The sequence below is a fragment of the Amycolatopsis sp. VS8301801F10 genome (assembly GCF_046195355.1).
Taxonomy (GTDB): domain Bacteria; phylum Actinomycetota; class Actinomycetes; order Mycobacteriales; family Pseudonocardiaceae; genus Amycolatopsis.
Genome location: NZ_CP176065.1, coordinates 8,745,109 through 8,760,356 on the forward strand (window position 1 = coordinate 8,745,109; position 15,248 = coordinate 8,760,356).

Here is a 15,248-nt window from a genome sequence, read left to right on the forward strand (position 1 = left end):
GCCCCCTCGTGCGTTGGACCGGGCAAGAGAGGTGAGAGGGATGACTGAAGCATTCACGCAGACCACGTTCAGCCAGCAGCAGGCGCGGCCGCAGCTCCCGACGCTGCCCACCGGGTGGCCGATCGGGTCGTACGAGTCCTACGAGCAGGCCCAGCAGGCCGTCGACCACCTCGCGCACGCTGATTTCCCGGTCACCGACGTGACCATCGTCGGGGTCCAGCCGATGCTGGTGGAGCGCATCGCGGGCAAAATGAGCTGGAGCCGGATGCTCAGCAGCGCGGCCATGTCCGGCGCGGTGTTCGGCCTGTTCCTCGGCCTGGTGCTGAGCATGCTCAACCCGGCCGCCGGACTGCTGTCGATCGTGCTCGGCCTGGCCGCGGGTGTCGTGTTCAACGTGGCCTTCGGCGCACTGGGCTACGCGGCGAACCGCAACAAGCGCGGGTTCATCTCGCAGAGCCAGCTGGTCGCGCAGCGCTACGACGTGCTGGCGCAGCCGCGCAACGCCGAGAAGGGCCGCCAGCTGCTGGCGGACCTCGCGGCGCGCTCCGCCTTCAACCACTGAGTTCCGGCACTCGCCTCCCGGGCGCCCGGGCCGTTTCGCGGCCGGGGCGCCCGGTTTCGCTTTGCGGGCCTTCGCGGCGGGACGGGTCCCGCCGGTCCAGCTATCTCCCGACCAAGCAGAACCGGTCTCGCACCCCCGGCCCATCGCCGCGAGACGAGCCTGGTCGCCAGCCCCGCCGACCAGAACTGGATGCGCGATCCAAGACCCGGCAGCGGAACGAGCCCGCCCCAGCCAAGTCCGGGCCACCCAGAACCCGTTTCGCACTCCGGGGCTTCACCGCGGGACGAGCCCGCCGCCAATCCAGCCGACTCCCGGCCAACGAAACCGGTCCCGCGTCCGGGCCTCCTCGCGAGGCGCGGCTGCCCCGGCTCCCGGCGGTCCGGGCTGTCGGGCTCGTGCCCCAAACCTCCCGCCGACCACCCAGCACCGGCTCGCAAGCTGCCGCGGAGGCACCCCGCCTATTTGGTCGGCTGAGCAGCCTTCGTCGGCGGAACCGGCGTCGCCGAAGTCGCCGGAGCCTTCGGGATCACCGCCGCGAACGGCACCCCGTGATCCTCCCGGCAGTACCCGCGATAACCGTTGTAGCCGTTGACATTCCCGCGGTCGTCCTGCACTCCCTCGACGACCTTCGGGCGCGGGAACTGGTTGTCCTGCCCGGTCATCTGGCTCGTCCCGCTGTCCTTCTCGCAGCCGTAGCGCGTGATCGTGAGCGGGCGGCCGCGGTCGTCGTACAGGTAGACGTTCTCGAGCGGCTTGCCGTTCGCGTCGAAGACGTACACGTTGCTCAGTTCGTGCGAGCCGTAGCGCAGCGCCTCGTTGCCGTGGACGTCCTCGTACCTCGACGAGGCGTACACCGGGGCGGAGTTCGACGAGTACGTGCGGTCCCGGACCAGGTTGACCGCCGCGCCGAGGCCGCCGAACGCGCTGCCCACGACGAACGCCGACACCGGCACCGCGATCCACAGCATCCGCCCGTCGGCCTTGATCCGCGGGCCCGCCCACATCACCAGGCCCGCGCCGACGAGCAGCACCGGCAGCAGCAGGACCGCGTGCAGGTCTCGGATCATCAGCAGCAGCCCGAACGCCAGCAGCGCGAACCCGCAAACCACCCACCACGCCGGTTTCAGCGAGTTGAGATAGGCGAACGCGCGGTCGGCCGACCGGTCCTCCCGCATCGACTTCAGCATCGCCCGCGCGCGGACGGCCTCCGGCAGCTCCCGGATCGCATCGACGCCGCGCAGCAGCAGGAACGCCACGCTCACCGCGAACACCGGGGCCAGCACGAGCATCCCGACCAGCGCGTCGGAATCGAAGCGCACCGCTGTGTAGAACGCGACCAGCGCCGTCCCCGCCGCGCAGAAAAGCAATCCCCACAAGGCAAGCCGGGCTCCGAGCCGGCCCGGCTTCGCGGTCGGCAGGACCTCGGTCGCCGCTTCCGGAGCCGCCGGAGCGGGCGGGTAGCCGCCGGACGCCCGCAGCTCCGCCGCGTAGCTCTCCGGAGTGCCGAGCCGCGCGACGAGGTCCTCGACCCGCGCCGCCGCCCCGGCCTCCGCCTCCATCTCGGCCAGCTGCGGCCGGACGTCCTCGAGCAGTTCCTCGATCTCGTTCGCGGGCAGATCCGCGAGCGCGGTGCGCACCCTCGACAGGTACACCCGCGCGGCCGTCGGCTTGTCCGTGCTCATGCTGCCTCTCCCCGATTCGTGCCGCCTGCCCGCGCGGTCAGGCCCGCTCGTTCACCAAACTGTCCATAATGGACGCGAAGCTGCGCCACGTGCGCGCCGATTCGGCGAGCCGCGCCCTGCCCCGGTCGTTCAAGCTGTAGTACTTGCGGTGCGGGCCTTCTTCGCTCGGAACCACGTAGGACGTCAGCAAGCCCGCCTTGTACAGCCGCCGCAGCGTGCCGTACACCGATGCGTCCCCGACCTCCTCCAGGCCGGCGACGCGAAGTCTTCGCAGCACGTCGTAGCCGTACCCGTCGTCGTCGCGCAGCACCGCGAGGACCGCCAGGTCCAGCACTCCCTTGAGCAGCTGACTGATCTCCACGGCGTTCCTTCCCCGGTCCTGCGCGAGAGAAGGTACCACGCATAGCGCAGTAGTGTGCACGGCACGCGGCCATCCGGCGGTATCGCTGCCCATCCGTCCTGGTCAGCGGGAGCCGAACGGTCGGGTATACAGCGTAGACCTCGTGGTCTACAGTGTAGACATGGCCGAGATTCCCACCGCCGAACGACTCGCGGCGGCAGCACGCGAGATCATCGCCGCCGAGGGCGCAGCGGCGGTCAGCATGCGCCGGGTCGCCGAAGCCGCCGGGGTCACCGCGATGGCGATCTACCGGCATTACGAAAACCGCGAGGTCCTGCTGCGCGCAGTCGCCGACGCCACCGCCCGCGAACTAGGCGCGGCATGGAAAGACCCGGCCCCCGGCGGCGAATGGCTCGACCGCTTCGACGCACTGCTGGACCGGTTCCTGGACTTCGCACTCGGCCAGCCACACCTGTACCGCTTCCTGATGACCGACGGCTGGACCCAAGCCCGCCTGTACCCGGACGGTTTCCGCGAACCCGGTTCGCCGCCGTTCACCGCCCTGGTCCGACTGATCGAAGAAGGCATGCGCGACGGCGTACTGCGCGAGGACGATCCGCTGGAAGCCGCGCTCACCGTCAGCACGCAGACGCAAGGCATGGTGCTGCACTACCTCGCCGGCCGCATGGGGGCAGCGGAACCCGAGTTCCGCGCACTATGCCGACGCACCTCCCGCAGGATCTTCGATGGCCTCAAAACCTAACGCCCGCAGGCAAATCCGCACACAAACCCAAGCCACCGTGCAGCACCACCTCGCCGACAGCCTCGGCACAGCAGAACCCAAATTCCGCGCACCATGCCGACGCACCTCCCGGAGAATCCTCCATGGCCTCAACACCTAACGCCCGCTGGCAGGTCCCGGCCGCACTCCTGTCGTCGGCGGTGCTTTTCTACTTCGGCACCGGACTCGCGCCGATCGCCGTCCTCACCTGGCTCGCGCCGTTTCCCGTGCTGTTGCTGGCGACTCGGGTCGGCGGCTGGACCGCCGCGGGCACCGCCTTCGGCGCTTTCCTGCTCGGCACCGCGAATATGTGGGCCTACCAAGCACATTCCGGCGACGAACCGCTGTGGCCGTTCGGGGCGGCCATCGATGTCGGAATGTCTTTGGTGTTCACATTCGCGGTCTGGCTTTTCTGGGCCTTGGCACGCCGTCGCCGGACGCTGCTGGCCAGTCTGGCCGCACCGGCGGCGTGGACCTCGCTCTTGTATTTGATCGCCATCTCGAACCCGATGGGCATGATGGGTTCCCTGGCCAACGACCAGGGCGACGCGCCGCTCGTGCTGCAAACCGCTTCGTGGGCCGGGATGTGGGGCATCGAGTTTTTGGTGCTGCTGCCCGCTTCCGCGGTCGCCGCCATGTGCGCGCCCGGAGCGTCCCGGCTGCGCACCGGGGTCGTCGCCGCAGTCCTGGTGACCCTGTCCCTCGGCGGCGGCGCCCTGCGCCTTTCCGCTTCGGGCGGTCCGTCGGTGCGAATGGCCGCGACCACGCAGAACGCGGGCTACCACTGGGGCCCTGAACTCGGCACCGCCCGCGGCCGAGCCCTGGTCCAGGACTACCTCGACCAGATTTCCGCCATGCCGGACGGCGTACAGCTCGTAGTGCTGCCCGAAGCTGCTTTCAGCGCCGAAGAAGAATGGCCGACCGCCCTGGTAGAACCAATGCGCCGCACCGCCAAGGCCCGAGGCACGGCGATCGTGGTCGGCTTCGAGTACTACGACCGACCAGGCAAACACAACTACGACTACGCACTGGCTTTCCCCGCCGACGGCGCCGCACCCGTTCGATACCTGAAACACCACGACCTGGTGAGCCCACCCGGCCGAGACCTGGTATTCGTCCCCGGCGCGCCCGCCCCGACCGGCTTGGTGATCTGCGGCGACACGACCTTCACCGCCCCCAGCCGCGACTACGCAGCCGCCGGCTCGCGAATCCTCGCCATCCCGGCGGAACTGGCAGTCCCGCCAGACAGCAACGACGAAGGCGGCTGGCAGCACACCCGCAACGCACTGCTCCGAGGTGTGGAAAGCGGACAGTCAATAGCACTGTCCGACGCAAACGGCACCCTGATGCTCTCCGACGGTTACGGTCGCATCCAAGCCGAAGCCCGAACCGGCGGCCCCACTCCGTTCACGTCGGTCGTCGCCGACGTTCCGGCAGGCCCCGGCCCAACGTTCCACACCAGATTCGGCAACTGGTTCCCCTGGCTCTCACTGGCAATTACGGTTGCGGGCCTAGTTTTCGCTCGACTTCGCACACCCAACCCACCCGCACCCGCCAACCCCAAACCGCTGAACCACCCCTAAAAACCGCACCGCTGCACCCAAACAGCAAGGCACCCAGCCCCAAACCCGCAGCCGGTGCACCCAAACAGCGAGGCACCCAGCCCTAAAGCCGCAGCATCTGCACCCAAAGAGCGTGGCACCCAGCCCCTCCCCCGCACCCCGATACGAAGCCTCCCTGCGGTTCGGGGGTGCTTGTCAAGGCATCTTTCCCGCCTTGACAAGCACCCCCGAACCGTCAGCACAATCAAGCTTCGGGGCGCCCCACGCAACCCATCAACCGGCAATGTCGCCCGCCAGGGCGACGAGCCGTCACCGGACCCTCCCCCAGCTAAACCGACCTAGCCCGCCGCTGACACCTCGGACAAGAAAACGAAGACCGATTCATAAACGGCTCCCGCCGAATCGCCGTCCCACAACGCCGACAAGGCATCCCCTCCTGCCCATACGCGTCAAGCGAACGCTCGAAATACCCAGACTCCCCATTCACATTCACATAAAGCGCATCAAACGAAGTCCCGCCCGCCACCAAAGCCGCCGCCATCACGTCACTGGCAGCGGCCACCAACGCCCGCCCCTGAGCAGCCGTGAGCTTCTCCGTCGGCCGAGACCAATGCAGCTTCGCCCGCCACAACGCCTCGTCGGCATAGATGTTGCCCACCCCAGACACCAACGTCTGATCCAGCAGCGCCCGCTTCACCTCAGTCCGGCGCGACCGCAGCGCGCGCACCGCCGCCTCCGGGTCGAACTTCGGATCCATCGGGTCCCGCGCGATGTGCGCGATAGTCCCCGGCAGGCTGTCGCCGTCCACCTCGACCAGCTCGTCCAAAGCCAAGCCACCGAACGTCCGTTGGTCGACGAACCGCAACTCCGGGCCGCCGTCGGCGAAGCGGACCCGGACGCGCAGGTGTTTCTCGTCCGGCGCGTCCTCGGGCTGCACCAGCATCTGCCCGCTCATGCCGAGATGCGCCAGGACCGCCTCGCCGTCGGACAGTTCCAGCCACAGGTATTTGCCGCGCCGCCGGGCGGCCTCGATCGTGACTCCGGCGAGCCGTCCGGTGAAGTCGGCGGCTCCCTGGGCGTGCCGCCGGATAGCGCGGTCGTGCAGCACCTCGACGGCCCGGACGGTACGGCCGGCGACGTGCGCTTCGAGACCGGCGCGGACGGTCTCGACCTCGGGTAGTTCGGGCATGCCCTCATTCTGCCCGGCGCCCCCGACAATTCCGGGGCCGGTGCACAAACCGCGACGAGGCCCGGGGAGGACTCAGGCGCCCCCGTCCGGCAGGAAACCGGGCACAGCCGCCGGTCCGGCGCACAAAAACGGGGCTGATCAGCGAATCTCGCCAACCAGCCCCGGAAAGAAGGGAGAACGCGTCAGCTCGCGTCGTCGCCCCTGCCGAGTTCCTCCGACAGGGCCCGCCAGGCGGTCTCCGCGGCCTTCTGCTCGGCTTCCTTCTTCGTGGTGCCGTTGCCCTCGCCCAGCGCGCGGCCCGCCACCAGCACGGTGGCGGTGAATTCCTTGCGGTGGTCGGGACCGCTGTCCTCGACGCGGTACTCGGGCACGCCGAGTCCCCCGGAGGCGGTCAGCTCCTGCAGGCTGGTCTTCCAGTCGAGGCCTGCCCCGCGCAGCGGAGCCTCGGCCAGCAACCCGTCGAAGAGGTGGTGCACGAGCTTGCGCGCGACCTCGATGCCGTGCGCGAGGTACGTGGCGCCGATGACGGCTTCGAGACCGTCGGCGAGGATGCTCGCCTTGTCCCGGCCGCCGGTGAGCTCTTCGCCCTTGCCCAGCAGCAGATGCGCCCCGAGCCCGCCCTCGCCGAGCCCGCGCGCGACGCCGGCCAGCGCGTGCATGTTGACGACGCTGGCGCGCAGCTTCGCGAGCTGGCCCTCGGGCAGGTCGGGGTGCGTGGTGTAGAGGTGGTCGGTGACGACGAGGCCGAGCACCGCGTCTCCGAGGAACTCCAGTCGCTCGTTCGGCGGCAGGCCGCCGTGCTCGTACGCGTACGAGCGGTGGGTGAGCGAAAGACGGAGCAGCTCGGGGTCGAGTTCGACCCCGAGCGCCTCGAGCAACGATGCGGGATCGGCCGCGGGTCCTCCGACGGGCTTACCCCCCATGGTCGGCTGCCCGCTCAGGCGGGCTCGACGACCTGGCGGCCGTTGTGCTGGCCGCAAGCCGGGCAAGCGACGTGCTGGATTTTCGGCTGGCGGCAGGCGCGGTTGGAGCAGGGCACCAGCTGAACCGGAGCCGCCTTCCACTGGCTGCGGCGGGAGCGCGTGTTGGATCGCGACATCTTCCGCTTCGGGACGGCCACGAGTAGATCTCCTTCAAACGGTCTGCTCGCGGATGCGAGCGAACTTGCTTTCTCCCGGATCGAGCTGGGCGCTCGTCAGGCTTGCTCTCCGGAGCCGTGCGCAGGCTTTTCGCCCGCGTTCTCGTCGAATCGCTCGACCAGCGCGGCCCACCGAGGGTCTATCTTCTCATGCCCGTGTCCGGGCTCGAGATCGGCCCACTTGACACCGCATTCGATGCACAGTCCGGGGCAGTCCTCGCGGCACAGCGGGGCGAGCGGAAGCGCCAGCACCACGGCGTCGCGGACGGTCGGCTCGAGGTCGATCCGGTCGTCGACCAGGCGAGGGATCTCGTCCTCGTCGGTGGTCTCCTCGGTGGCCGAGCCCGGATAGGCGAACAGCTCGGTGAGGTCGACCTCGACGTTCTCGGTGACCGGGTCGAGGCAGCGCGAGCACTCGCCGGTGGCGACCGCGGCGGCGGTGCCGGTGACGAGAACGCCCTCGACGACGGATTCGAGCATCAGGTCGAGCTCGACCGGCTCGCCTTCGCGGATTTCGAGCACGCCGGGCACGCCGAGCGAGGCCGGCACGGGCGCGCTGCGGCGCAGCTCCCGGCTGAGTCCCGCGCGGCGGCCGAGCTCACGGGTGTCGACCACCCACGGGCTGCGGTCGTCGAGCTGCGCGGGGCGGGGGTTCTGGGCAGGGTTTTCGGACATCGCCCACCAGCGTACGCAGCCCCCGCGCGGGTCGCCGCAGCGGCTGGTCAGACCTGGTGAACGAGGCTGCCGCGGAGGGCCGGCGCGGGCCTGCCCGACGCTCTCGCCGCCGGGCCCGCGTTCGGCCGGTTCCGCGGCCTCGCGGGCGAGGGAAAACGCCTCAGACCTGGTAGTCGTACAGCGTGGAACGGCCGCCGCCGTGGCCGGTGGCGGGCGAGCGCAGGTGGTTGCGGCCCGAGTCGACGGTGCGCAGCGTGGTGGCCAGCAGTTCGGAGAACTCGGCCAGTTTGCCGTCCACGTACGCGTCGCAGTCGACGCGCTGCCGGTCGGCCTCGGCGTGCGCCTCGTCGACGATGCGCGCGGATTCGGCGTGCGCGGCCTGCACGACCTCGGTCTGCGAGACGAGCCGGGCCTGTTCGGCGCGGGCGTCCTCGATCGCGCGGTCGTAGGCGTCGCGGCCGGCCTGGATCATCCGCTCGGATTCGGCGCGCGAGCGTTCGGTGAGGTTCTGGTACTCGGCCTGCCCGCTCGCGACCATGCGCTCGGCCTCGTTGTGCGCGTCGCTCAGCATCTGCTCCGCGCGGGCGCGCGCGTCGGCGAGGATGCGCTCGGCCTCGGACGTGGCGTCCGACACGGTCCGCTCGGCTTCCTCGTTCGCGCTGGCGACGGTCTCCCCCGCCTCCTTGCGCGCGGCCAGCAGCAGGTCGTCGCGTTTGTCGAGCACGTCCTGCGCGTCGTCCACTTCGCCGGGAAGCGCGTCGCGGACGTCGTCGAGCAGCTCGAGGACGTCGCCGCGGGGCACCACGCAGCTGGACGTCATGGGAACCCCACGGGCCTCTTCGACGATCGTGACGAGCTCGTCGAGTGCCTCGAAAACCCGGTACACGGCCACTCCCTCAAGCAGTTTCCCCGATCACTGGCTTCCAGTCTGCCCGCTTCGCAGCCTGAACCGGTGAACGAGCACCCGACCGGGCGTGTCCTGGCCTCGCGAGGAAGGGGGCGGTCTCACCCGGCCGGTGGGACCGCCCCCGCCTGGCCGGGGTCAGCCCGCCAGATCGATCCTCTGGAAGGTGCCGTAGTGGTCCGGCGTGTAGGCGAGCTCGCCGCCCTTGCCGGAGATCACGCGGTCTTCCGAGCCGACGTCGTACAGCGTGTAGTAGCCGGCGTCGCACGCGGGCAGGACGCCCTCGCGGTTCTGGTAGGTCGTGCCGTCGCTGAGGGTGCCGGCGCGCACGCCGTCGACGACCTGCTTGGCGTCGTCGGACAGCGTCGAGTAGCCGACCGGGCTCAGCTTCGACAGGTCGCCGCACTTCGCCGGGGTGCTGCCGCCGTCGATGTCGATGACCTGGAAGGTCGCGTAGTGGTCGCCGGTGTAGAAGTACTCGCCGCCCTGGCCGGTCACGATCCGGCGGGTGCCGCGGGTGCTCGAACCGGGCGTGGGCACGGTGTACTCGTGGTAGTAGCTCGACGCGCAGGAGGGCAGGATCCCCTCGCGGTTGGTGAAGACGACCCCGTCGTTCTTCGGGTACGGGAACGGCCCGTTCGTCTGGATCAGCTTGTAGGTGTCAGTCGCCTCCGGGGGCAGCGCCGACAGCTTGACATGCGTGAAACCGGACAGATCCCCACAGGAGTTCTGCTTCGGCTGCACGGACGCCGGAGCCGCCGGGGACAGCGGGACGGCCTCCGCGGCCGTGCCGAACCCCAGGAAACCGACCAGCAGTGCGAAAAGGACACCGACTATGCGGCTGCGGTTGTTGGTCATTTTCGGACGGTAACCCGGACGGGTAGTCCGCAGAATGACGCGAGGTGAACAGCTTCGGGCCGCGGCCGAAGTCCCGACGAAGGCAGTAATCCGTTCAGGCTAAATCGGCCGCTGGACTGGCCTCGCGGCCGGACGCGGTGCTCAGTCCTGTTTGGCGTAGACCGCGAGGAGGCGTTCGTGGACGACCGGCGGCACCAGGTTCTCGATGTCGCCGCCGAGCGCCGCGATCTCCTTGACCAGCGAGCTGGACACGAACCCGTACGCCGGGTTGTTGGCCATCAGCAGCGTTTCGAGGCCGGTGAGCTCGCGGTTCATCTGGGCCATCTGCAGCTCGTAGTCGAAGTCGCTGACCGAGCGCAGGCCCTTCGCGACCGCGGCGATGTCGTTGTCGCGGCAGTAGTCCACGAGCAGGCCCTGCCACGAATCGACGCGCACGTTCGGCAGTTCCGCGGTGATCTCGCGCAGGATCTCCATGCGTTCTTCGACGCTGAAGAGGCCCTTCTTGCTCTTGTTCACCCCCACCGCGACGACGACCTCGTCGAAGAGCTTCGAAGCCCGCTCGATGATGTCGAGATGTCCGTTGGTGGCCGGATCGTAAGAACCGGGACAGACCGCACGCCGCATGGCGCGGACGCTATCAAGCCGCGCCGCCGCGCGCGCTCTCGTGACGACTGCGTCACACCCCAGATGAGCTGTCGTACTCAGCCCAGTACAGCGCCGTGTCGCCGTAGCGCTTCTCGCGAAGCGGCTTGAAGGTCGACGGCCAGTCCGGAGCACCGTCGCGCGCAGCGCGTTCGATCACCGTCAACGCGCCTTCAACGAGCCAGCCTCCGCTGTGCAGCGAAGCGAGCACCGCGCCCAGCGAAGCAGCGTCGACCGCGTACGGCGGATCTGCGAGCACGACGTCGAACTGCACTGGCGCAGGCGCGGCGACCACGGTCTCGACCTGACCGGCGCGCACCGTGCCGCCTAGCCGCAACTCGGCGACGTTGCCGCGAAGCACGTCTGCCGCGCGACGATCGGCTTCCACGAACCACGCGTCCGCGGCACCGCGCGAAAGCGCTTCGAGACCGAGCGCGCCCGAGCCGGCGTAGAGGTCGAGCACGCGGGCGCCGTCCAGTTCACCGGCCACTTCGAGGGCGTTGAACAGTGCTTCCCGCACCCGCTCCGACGTCGGACGGGTGCCTTTGGGCGGCACCTTCAGCCGTCGTCCGCCCGCCTTCCCCGCCACGATCCTCGTCACCCGGCCATCTTCGCCCAAGGTCGCGATGTGGCGTTGGGCAGGACTTGCCGAACCCGCGCGCGCGGGCGCGTAGAGTCGTCCTTCGCCCTCCAGGGGCGCGTTGATGGAGTTCAAGGGAGCGTTGCGTGTCCGAACCCCGGGTGAGACGGGCTGAGATCGCCGTCGAGCAGGCCCACGTCGACCGGGTCTACACGCGGCTCGCCGAGCTGCGGACCCAAGCCGAGGCGATGCGGGCCAAGGGCTACGAGCTGGGCCAGGGCGCACAGCGCGAAGCGATCTTCGAGCAGGCGTCGATGCTGTTCGAGCGCGACATGATGGTCTACCACGCGAACCAGACCCTGCAGACGCTCGACGCCGAGTACGAGGGCCTGGTCTTCGGCAGGCTCGACCACCTCGACCGCGAGCACATCTACGTGGGCCGCCTCGGCATCCGCGACACCGAGTTCGACAACCTGGTCACCGACTGGCGCGCGCCCGCGGCCGCCGCGTTTTACCAGGCCACCGCAGAAGAGCCGATGGACGTCGTGCGCCGCCGGGTGATCCGCTGCTCCGGGCAGACCGTGCTGGACGTCGACGACGACGTGCTGATCGCCGACGCCGTGCCCGAGGACATGCAGATCGTCGGCGAGGGTGCGCTGATGGCCGCGCTCGGCCGTTCGCGCGGCGAGAAGATGCGCGACATCGTGGCCACGATCCAGAAGGAACAGGACGAGGTCATCCGCGCGCCGTGGCGCGGGGTCACCGAGATCACCGGCGGTCCCGGCACCGGCAAGACGGCCGTCGCGCTGCACCGTGCGGCGTACCTGCTGTACCGGCACCGCCGTCAGCTCGGTGGCGCGGGCGTGCTGGTGATCGGTCCTTCGGGCGTCTTCACCACGTACATCTCGCGTGTGTTGCCGTCGATGGGCGAAACGAACGTAGAGCTGCGCGCCCTCGGCGAAGTGCTCGATGGTCTCGAAGCGACGCGACAGGACACGGCTGCGCTGGCCGCGATCAAGGGTTCGCTTCGGATGCGAAAGGTGCTTCTGCGCGCATTGCGCGACACCCCGCCCGAAGCGCCGACGGAGCTGAAGATCGTCTATCGCGGCGAAGTCCTGAAGCTCACCGCGCGCGAGCTGGAGAAGGTGCGGCGCAAGGCGCACACGCAGGGCGCGCCGCCGAACCGTTCGCGCGTACGCGTCGCAGAGCTGTTGCTGGCCGCGCTGGCGGACAAGGCCGAGGAGTACGCGAAGGCGGACGGCAAGGAGATCGATCGCGCGGAGCTGATCAACGACCTCGGCGAGCGCATCGACTTCCACCGCTTCCTCGTGGTGTGGTGGCCGGTGCTGTACCCGGCGCAGGTGCTCAAGTGGCTCGGCGCCGAGAAGCGGATGGCCGCGGCGGCCAAGGGCATCCTGAACCGGAACGAGATCAGCCTGCTGTCGGCCGATTTCGCGGACCGTTCCCGCGGCTGGTCGGTCGCGGACGTCGCGTTGCTGGACGAATTGCGCGTGCTGGTCGGGCCGGAGCCGAAGCGCCGCCGTCGCCAGACCGTGGTCGAGGCGGCCCCGGAGCGCGGCGGTTCCGGCGGCGCGCCGCACCGTCCGGAGCACTACGACGAGTACTCGCACGTGGTCGTCGACGAATCGCAGGACCTTTCGCCGATGCAGTGGCGGATGATCGGCCGTCGCGGCAAGTACGCGAGCTGGACCGTCGTGGGCGACCCGGTGCAGAGTTCGTGGCCGGACCCGGACGAGGCGGCGCAGGCGCGCGACCAGGCGTTCGGCGTGAAGACCACGCGGCGGCGCTTCACGCTGCGCACGAACTACCGGAACTCGGCGGAGATCTTCGACCTGGCGGCGAAGGTCGTGGCCGGCCACGCGCGGGCCGACGAGCTGCCCAAGGCGGTGCGCACCACCGGAATCGAGCCGGAGGTCCGCCCGGTCGACCGGGCCGCCTTGGCGACGGCGACGCAGACCGCGACGAAGGAACTGCTCGGCGCGGTCGAGGGCACGGTCGGTGTGATCACCGCCATGGACCGCGTCGAAGAGGTCGAAGGCTGGCTCGCCGGGCAGACCGACGAGCGGCTGAAGGTCGTGGGCAGCCTCGATTCGAAGGGCCTCGAGTACGACGCGGTCGTGCTGGTCGAGCCGATGGACCTGGTCACCGAGTCCTCGACCGGGCGGCGCGTGCTGTACGTCGCGCTCACCCGGGCGACCCAGCAGCTGATCGTGCTCGCCTCGAACCCGGACTGGCTGCCCGCCTCGTGAGCGGCGATCGCGGCTAGAACCGTGATCGCCGCTCACGAGAAGGCGACCGGGAAGGGAACCGCCGCCCCGTGCGTTACGCCCTTACGTGACTTCCCTGCCTGACGTGCCGCTGTCCGTGCTCGACCTGTCCCCCGTTTCCGAAGGGAAGGGGGTCGGCGAGGCGCTGCGCAATACGCTCGATCTCGCCCGCAACGCCGAACGGCTGGGCTATCACCGGTACTGGCTCGCCGAGCACCACAACATGCCGGGCATCGCCAGCTCGGCCACGGCGGTGCTGATCGGGCACGTCGCGGACGCCACCGAGAGCATCCGCGTCGGCTCCGGCGGGATCATGCTGCCGAACCACGCGCCGCTCGTGGTCGCCGAGCAGTTCGGCACGCTGGAGGCGTTCCACCCGGGCCGGATCGACCTGGGCATCGGCCGTGCGCCGGGCACCGACCAGCGCACCGCGCTCGCGCTGCGCGGGCCGGGCGGGCTGTCCGCGGAGAACTTCCCCGAGCACCTGATGGAGCTCATCAGCTACTTCGAGCCGGACCCGGCGCGGGGCGTCAACGCGGTCACCGCCGAGGGCAACAAGCCGCCGGTGTGGCTGCTCGGTTCCTCCGGCTTCAGCGCGCAGCTGGCCGGACGGCTGGGGCTGCCGTTCTCCTTCGCGCACCACTTCGCGGCCGAGAACACGCTGATGGCACTACGCCAGTACCGCGAGAACTTCCGTCCGTCCGAGGTGCTTTCAGAGCCGTACGTGATGCTGGGCGTGCAGGTGATCGCCGCCGAGACCGACGAGCGGGCGGAGTTCCTGGCCGGGCCGAGCGGGCTGACCTTCCTGAGCCTGCGCCGCGGCCGCCCGATCGCGCTGCCGACGCCGGAGGACGCCGCCGAGTACCCGTACACCGAGATGGACCGCGCGTTCCTGGCCGAGCGGTTCGGGTCGAGCATCGTCGGCGGGCCGGAGACCGTCCGGAAGGGACTGGACCAGCTACTGGCCGACACCGACGCGAACGAGCTGATGATCACCACGATGGTGCACGGGCATGAGGACCGGGTGCGCTCGTACGAGATCGTGGCGGACCTGAAGCGCTGATGGAGGTCTTCCACTGGCGCGGCCAAGAGGTTCGGTGGTCCCGGCAGGGTTCGGGGCCGCCCCTCGTGTTCTGCCACGGCACGCCGTGGTCGTCGAAGCTGTGGGAGCCGATCGCTTCGACCTTCGCGCCGGACTTCACGGTGTACCTGTGGGACATGCCGGGCTACGGCAGTTCCACCATGGCCGAGGGCCAGGACGTTTCGCTGGCCGCGCAGGGCGAGACGTTCGCCGCGCTGCTGGACCATTGGGGGCTCGAAGAGCCGGACGTGGTGGCGCACGACTACGGCGGCGCGGTCAGCCTGCGCGCGTTTCTGTTGCACGGCGCGGCTTACCGGTCGCTGGCGCTGGTGGACGTCGTCGCGCTGGCGCCGTGGGGTTCGGAGTTCTTCCGTCTGGTGGCGGAGAACGCGGCCGTGTTCGCGCAGCTGCCGCCGAATCTGCACGAAGCGCTGGTGCGGGAGTACATCGCGGGCGCCGCGCATCGTCCGTTGTCCGCCGAAGCGCACGACATGCTCGTCGCGCCGTGGCTCGGTTCGACTGGACAGGCCGCCTTCTATAGGCAGATCGCGCAAGCAGATCAGCGCTACACCGACGAGATCGAGCCGCGCTACCGCGACGTCAGCGTGCCCACGCTCGTGGTGTGGGGCACCGAGGACACCTGGATCCCGGTCGACCGCGCACACCGGCTCGCCGGGATGATCCCGGGGGCCGGACTGGAATTGGTCCGTTCGGCGGGGCACCTGATCCAGCTCGACGCACCCGAGGCTTTGACGGCTTCGCTGCACCGCTGGCTCGCTCGCTGAAATATCCGGAAACCGCCGCGCTGGTATTTATTTTCCTGCGCTGACAAGCGCATTCCCGGCAGTTGTCAAAACCGCACAAGAATTCCGCGGTTACGCCTCCGTGACCCCGCGGCAGAGGGCAAGTTCTTGTCTGCGGGCAAAGCCCTCGTTAGCGTACTGACCAGTAACGAAACCGCACGGT

General features: G+C 69.5%; 16 protein-coding genes. 6 read left to right on the forward strand and 10 right to left on the reverse strand.

Going from position 1 to position 15,248, the window contains the following annotated elements; genetic code table 11:
* The first annotated feature begins 40 nt into the window (after nt 1-40).
* Nucleotides 41-562 carry a general stress protein gene (locus F9C11_RS40090; protein ID WP_409182538.1) on the forward strand — a complete coding sequence of 174 codons (522 nt, stop codon included), beginning with the start codon at nt 41-43 and terminating at the stop codon, nt 560-562.
* Between the two features lie 458 nt (nt 563-1,020).
* On the opposite strand, the gene F9C11_RS40095 is transcribed toward F9C11_RS40090, so the two are convergent.
* A complete protein-coding gene (locus tag F9C11_RS40095; protein ID WP_409182539.1) occupies nt 1,021-2,244 on the reverse strand; it encodes an HAAS signaling domain-containing protein in 1,224 nt (407 codons plus the stop codon).
* Nucleotides 2,245-2,281: 37 nt separating this feature from the next.
* Nucleotides 2,282-2,605: a PadR family transcriptional regulator gene (locus tag F9C11_RS40100; protein WP_409182540.1), complete on the reverse strand. Its 324-nt coding sequence runs from the start codon at nt 2,603-2,605 to the stop codon at nt 2,282-2,284.
* 160 nt (nt 2,606-2,765) lie between these two features.
* Between F9C11_RS40100 and F9C11_RS40105 the strand changes: the two genes are divergently transcribed.
* Together F9C11_RS40105 and F9C11_RS40110 are read left to right on the forward strand one after the other, a co-directional pair.
* The gene (locus F9C11_RS40105; protein ID WP_409182541.1) at nt 2,766-3,347 is read left to right on the forward strand and encodes a TetR/AcrR family transcriptional regulator; all 582 of its coding nucleotides are present in this window, start codon (nt 2,766-2,768) and stop codon (nt 3,345-3,347) included.
* Between the two features lie 122 nt (nt 3,348-3,469).
* A complete protein-coding gene (locus tag F9C11_RS40110) occupies nt 3,470-4,948 on the forward strand; it encodes a nitrilase-related carbon-nitrogen hydrolase (protein ID WP_409182542.1) in 1,479 nt (492 codons plus the stop codon).
* A 307-nt stretch (nt 4,949-5,255) separates the two neighbouring features.
* Here F9C11_RS40110 and mutM read toward each other — a convergent pair whose 3' ends face one another.
* From mutM to rsmD, 8 genes are all read right to left on the reverse strand, one after another.
* Nucleotides 5,256-6,116 carry a bifunctional DNA-formamidopyrimidine glycosylase/DNA-(apurinic or apyrimidinic site) lyase gene (mutM, locus tag F9C11_RS40115; protein WP_409182543.1) on the reverse strand — a complete coding sequence of 287 codons (861 nt, stop codon included), beginning with the start codon at nt 6,114-6,116 and terminating at the stop codon, nt 5,256-5,258.
* Between the two features lie 182 nt (nt 6,117-6,298).
* Nucleotides 6,299-7,039: a ribonuclease III gene (rnc, locus tag F9C11_RS40120; RefSeq protein ID WP_409182544.1), complete on the reverse strand. Its 741-nt coding sequence runs from the start codon at nt 7,037-7,039 to the stop codon at nt 6,299-6,301.
* Between the two features lie 14 nt (nt 7,040-7,053).
* Nucleotides 7,054-7,236 carry a 50S ribosomal protein L32 gene (gene rpmF / locus F9C11_RS40125; protein ID WP_009074209.1) on the reverse strand — a complete coding sequence of 61 codons (183 nt, stop codon included), beginning with the start codon at nt 7,234-7,236 and terminating at the stop codon, nt 7,054-7,056.
* A gap of 75 nt (nt 7,237-7,311) precedes the next feature.
* Nucleotides 7,312-7,929: a YceD family protein gene (locus tag F9C11_RS40130; protein WP_409182545.1), complete on the reverse strand. Its 618-nt coding sequence runs from the start codon at nt 7,927-7,929 to the stop codon at nt 7,312-7,314.
* A gap of 160 nt (nt 7,930-8,089) precedes the next feature.
* Entirely contained in the window at nt 8,090-8,815 is a 726-nt protein-coding gene (locus F9C11_RS40135; RefSeq protein WP_409182546.1) for a DivIVA domain-containing protein, read from the reverse strand.
* 156 nt (nt 8,816-8,971) lie between these two features.
* Nucleotides 8,972-9,691, reverse strand: coding sequence for a ribonuclease domain-containing protein (locus F9C11_RS40140; RefSeq protein WP_409182547.1), 720 nt, complete (start codon nt 9,689-9,691; stop codon nt 8,972-8,974).
* 141 nt (nt 9,692-9,832) lie between these two features.
* Nucleotides 9,833-10,315, reverse strand: coding sequence for a pantetheine-phosphate adenylyltransferase (coaD, locus tag F9C11_RS40145; RefSeq protein WP_409182548.1), 483 nt, complete (start codon nt 10,313-10,315; stop codon nt 9,833-9,835).
* A gap of 52 nt (nt 10,316-10,367) precedes the next feature.
* On the reverse strand, nt 10,368-10,934 hold the full coding sequence (rsmD, locus tag F9C11_RS40150; RefSeq protein WP_409182549.1) for a 16S rRNA (guanine(966)-N(2))-methyltransferase RsmD: 567 nt from the start codon (nt 10,932-10,934) through the stop codon (nt 10,368-10,370).
* Nucleotides 10,935-11,059: 125 nt separating this feature from the next.
* On the opposite strand from rsmD, the gene F9C11_RS40155 reads away from it, so the two are divergent.
* From F9C11_RS40155 to F9C11_RS40165, 3 genes are all read left to right on the forward strand, one after another.
* Nucleotides 11,060-13,183 carry a HelD family protein gene (locus tag F9C11_RS40155; protein ID WP_409182550.1) on the forward strand — a complete coding sequence of 708 codons (2,124 nt, stop codon included), beginning with the start codon at nt 11,060-11,062 and terminating at the stop codon, nt 13,181-13,183.
* A gap of 85 nt (nt 13,184-13,268) precedes the next feature.
* Nucleotides 13,269-14,264, forward strand: coding sequence for an LLM class flavin-dependent oxidoreductase (locus F9C11_RS40160; RefSeq protein WP_409182551.1), 996 nt, complete (start codon nt 13,269-13,271; stop codon nt 14,262-14,264).
* A complete protein-coding gene (locus tag F9C11_RS40165; RefSeq protein WP_409182552.1) occupies nt 14,264-15,067 on the forward strand; it encodes an alpha/beta fold hydrolase in 804 nt (267 codons plus the stop codon). The genes F9C11_RS40160 and F9C11_RS40165 overlap by 1 nt, the downstream gene beginning before the upstream one ends.
* The last annotated feature ends 181 nt before the right edge of the window (nt 15,068-15,248 follow it).

Bases quoted from the DNA above. Each gene is read 5' to 3' on its own strand.
- F9C11_RS40090 (WP_409182538.1), top strand. From the start codon at position 41: ATGACTGAAGCATTCACGCAGACCACGTTCAGCCAGCAGCAGGCGCGG.
- F9C11_RS40095 (WP_409182539.1), bottom strand. From the start codon at position 2,244: ATGAGCACGGACAAGCCGACGGCCGCGCGGGTGTACCTGTCGAGGGTG.
- F9C11_RS40105 (WP_409182541.1), top strand. From the start codon at position 2,766: ATGGCCGAGATTCCCACCGCCGAACGACTCGCGGCGGCAGCACGCGAG.
- F9C11_RS40110 (WP_409182542.1), top strand. From the start codon at position 3,470: ATGGCCTCAACACCTAACGCCCGCTGGCAGGTCCCGGCCGCACTCCTG.
- mutM (WP_409182543.1), bottom strand. From the start codon at position 6,116: ATGCCCGAACTACCCGAGGTCGAGACCGTCCGCGCCGGTCTCGAAGCG.
- rnc (WP_409182544.1), bottom strand. From the start codon at position 7,039: ATGGGGGGTAAGCCCGTCGGAGGACCCGCGGCCGATCCCGCATCGTTG.
- F9C11_RS40130 (WP_409182545.1), bottom strand. From the start codon at position 7,929: ATGTCCGAAAACCCTGCCCAGAACCCCCGCCCCGCGCAGCTCGACGAC.
- F9C11_RS40140 (WP_409182547.1), bottom strand. From the start codon at position 9,691: ATGACCAACAACCGCAGCCGCATAGTCGGTGTCCTTTTCGCACTGCTG.
- coaD (WP_409182548.1), bottom strand. From the start codon at position 10,315: ATGCGGCGTGCGGTCTGTCCCGGTTCTTACGATCCGGCCACCAACGGA.
- F9C11_RS40165 (WP_409182552.1), top strand. From the start codon at position 14,264: ATGGAGGTCTTCCACTGGCGCGGCCAAGAGGTTCGGTGGTCCCGGCAG.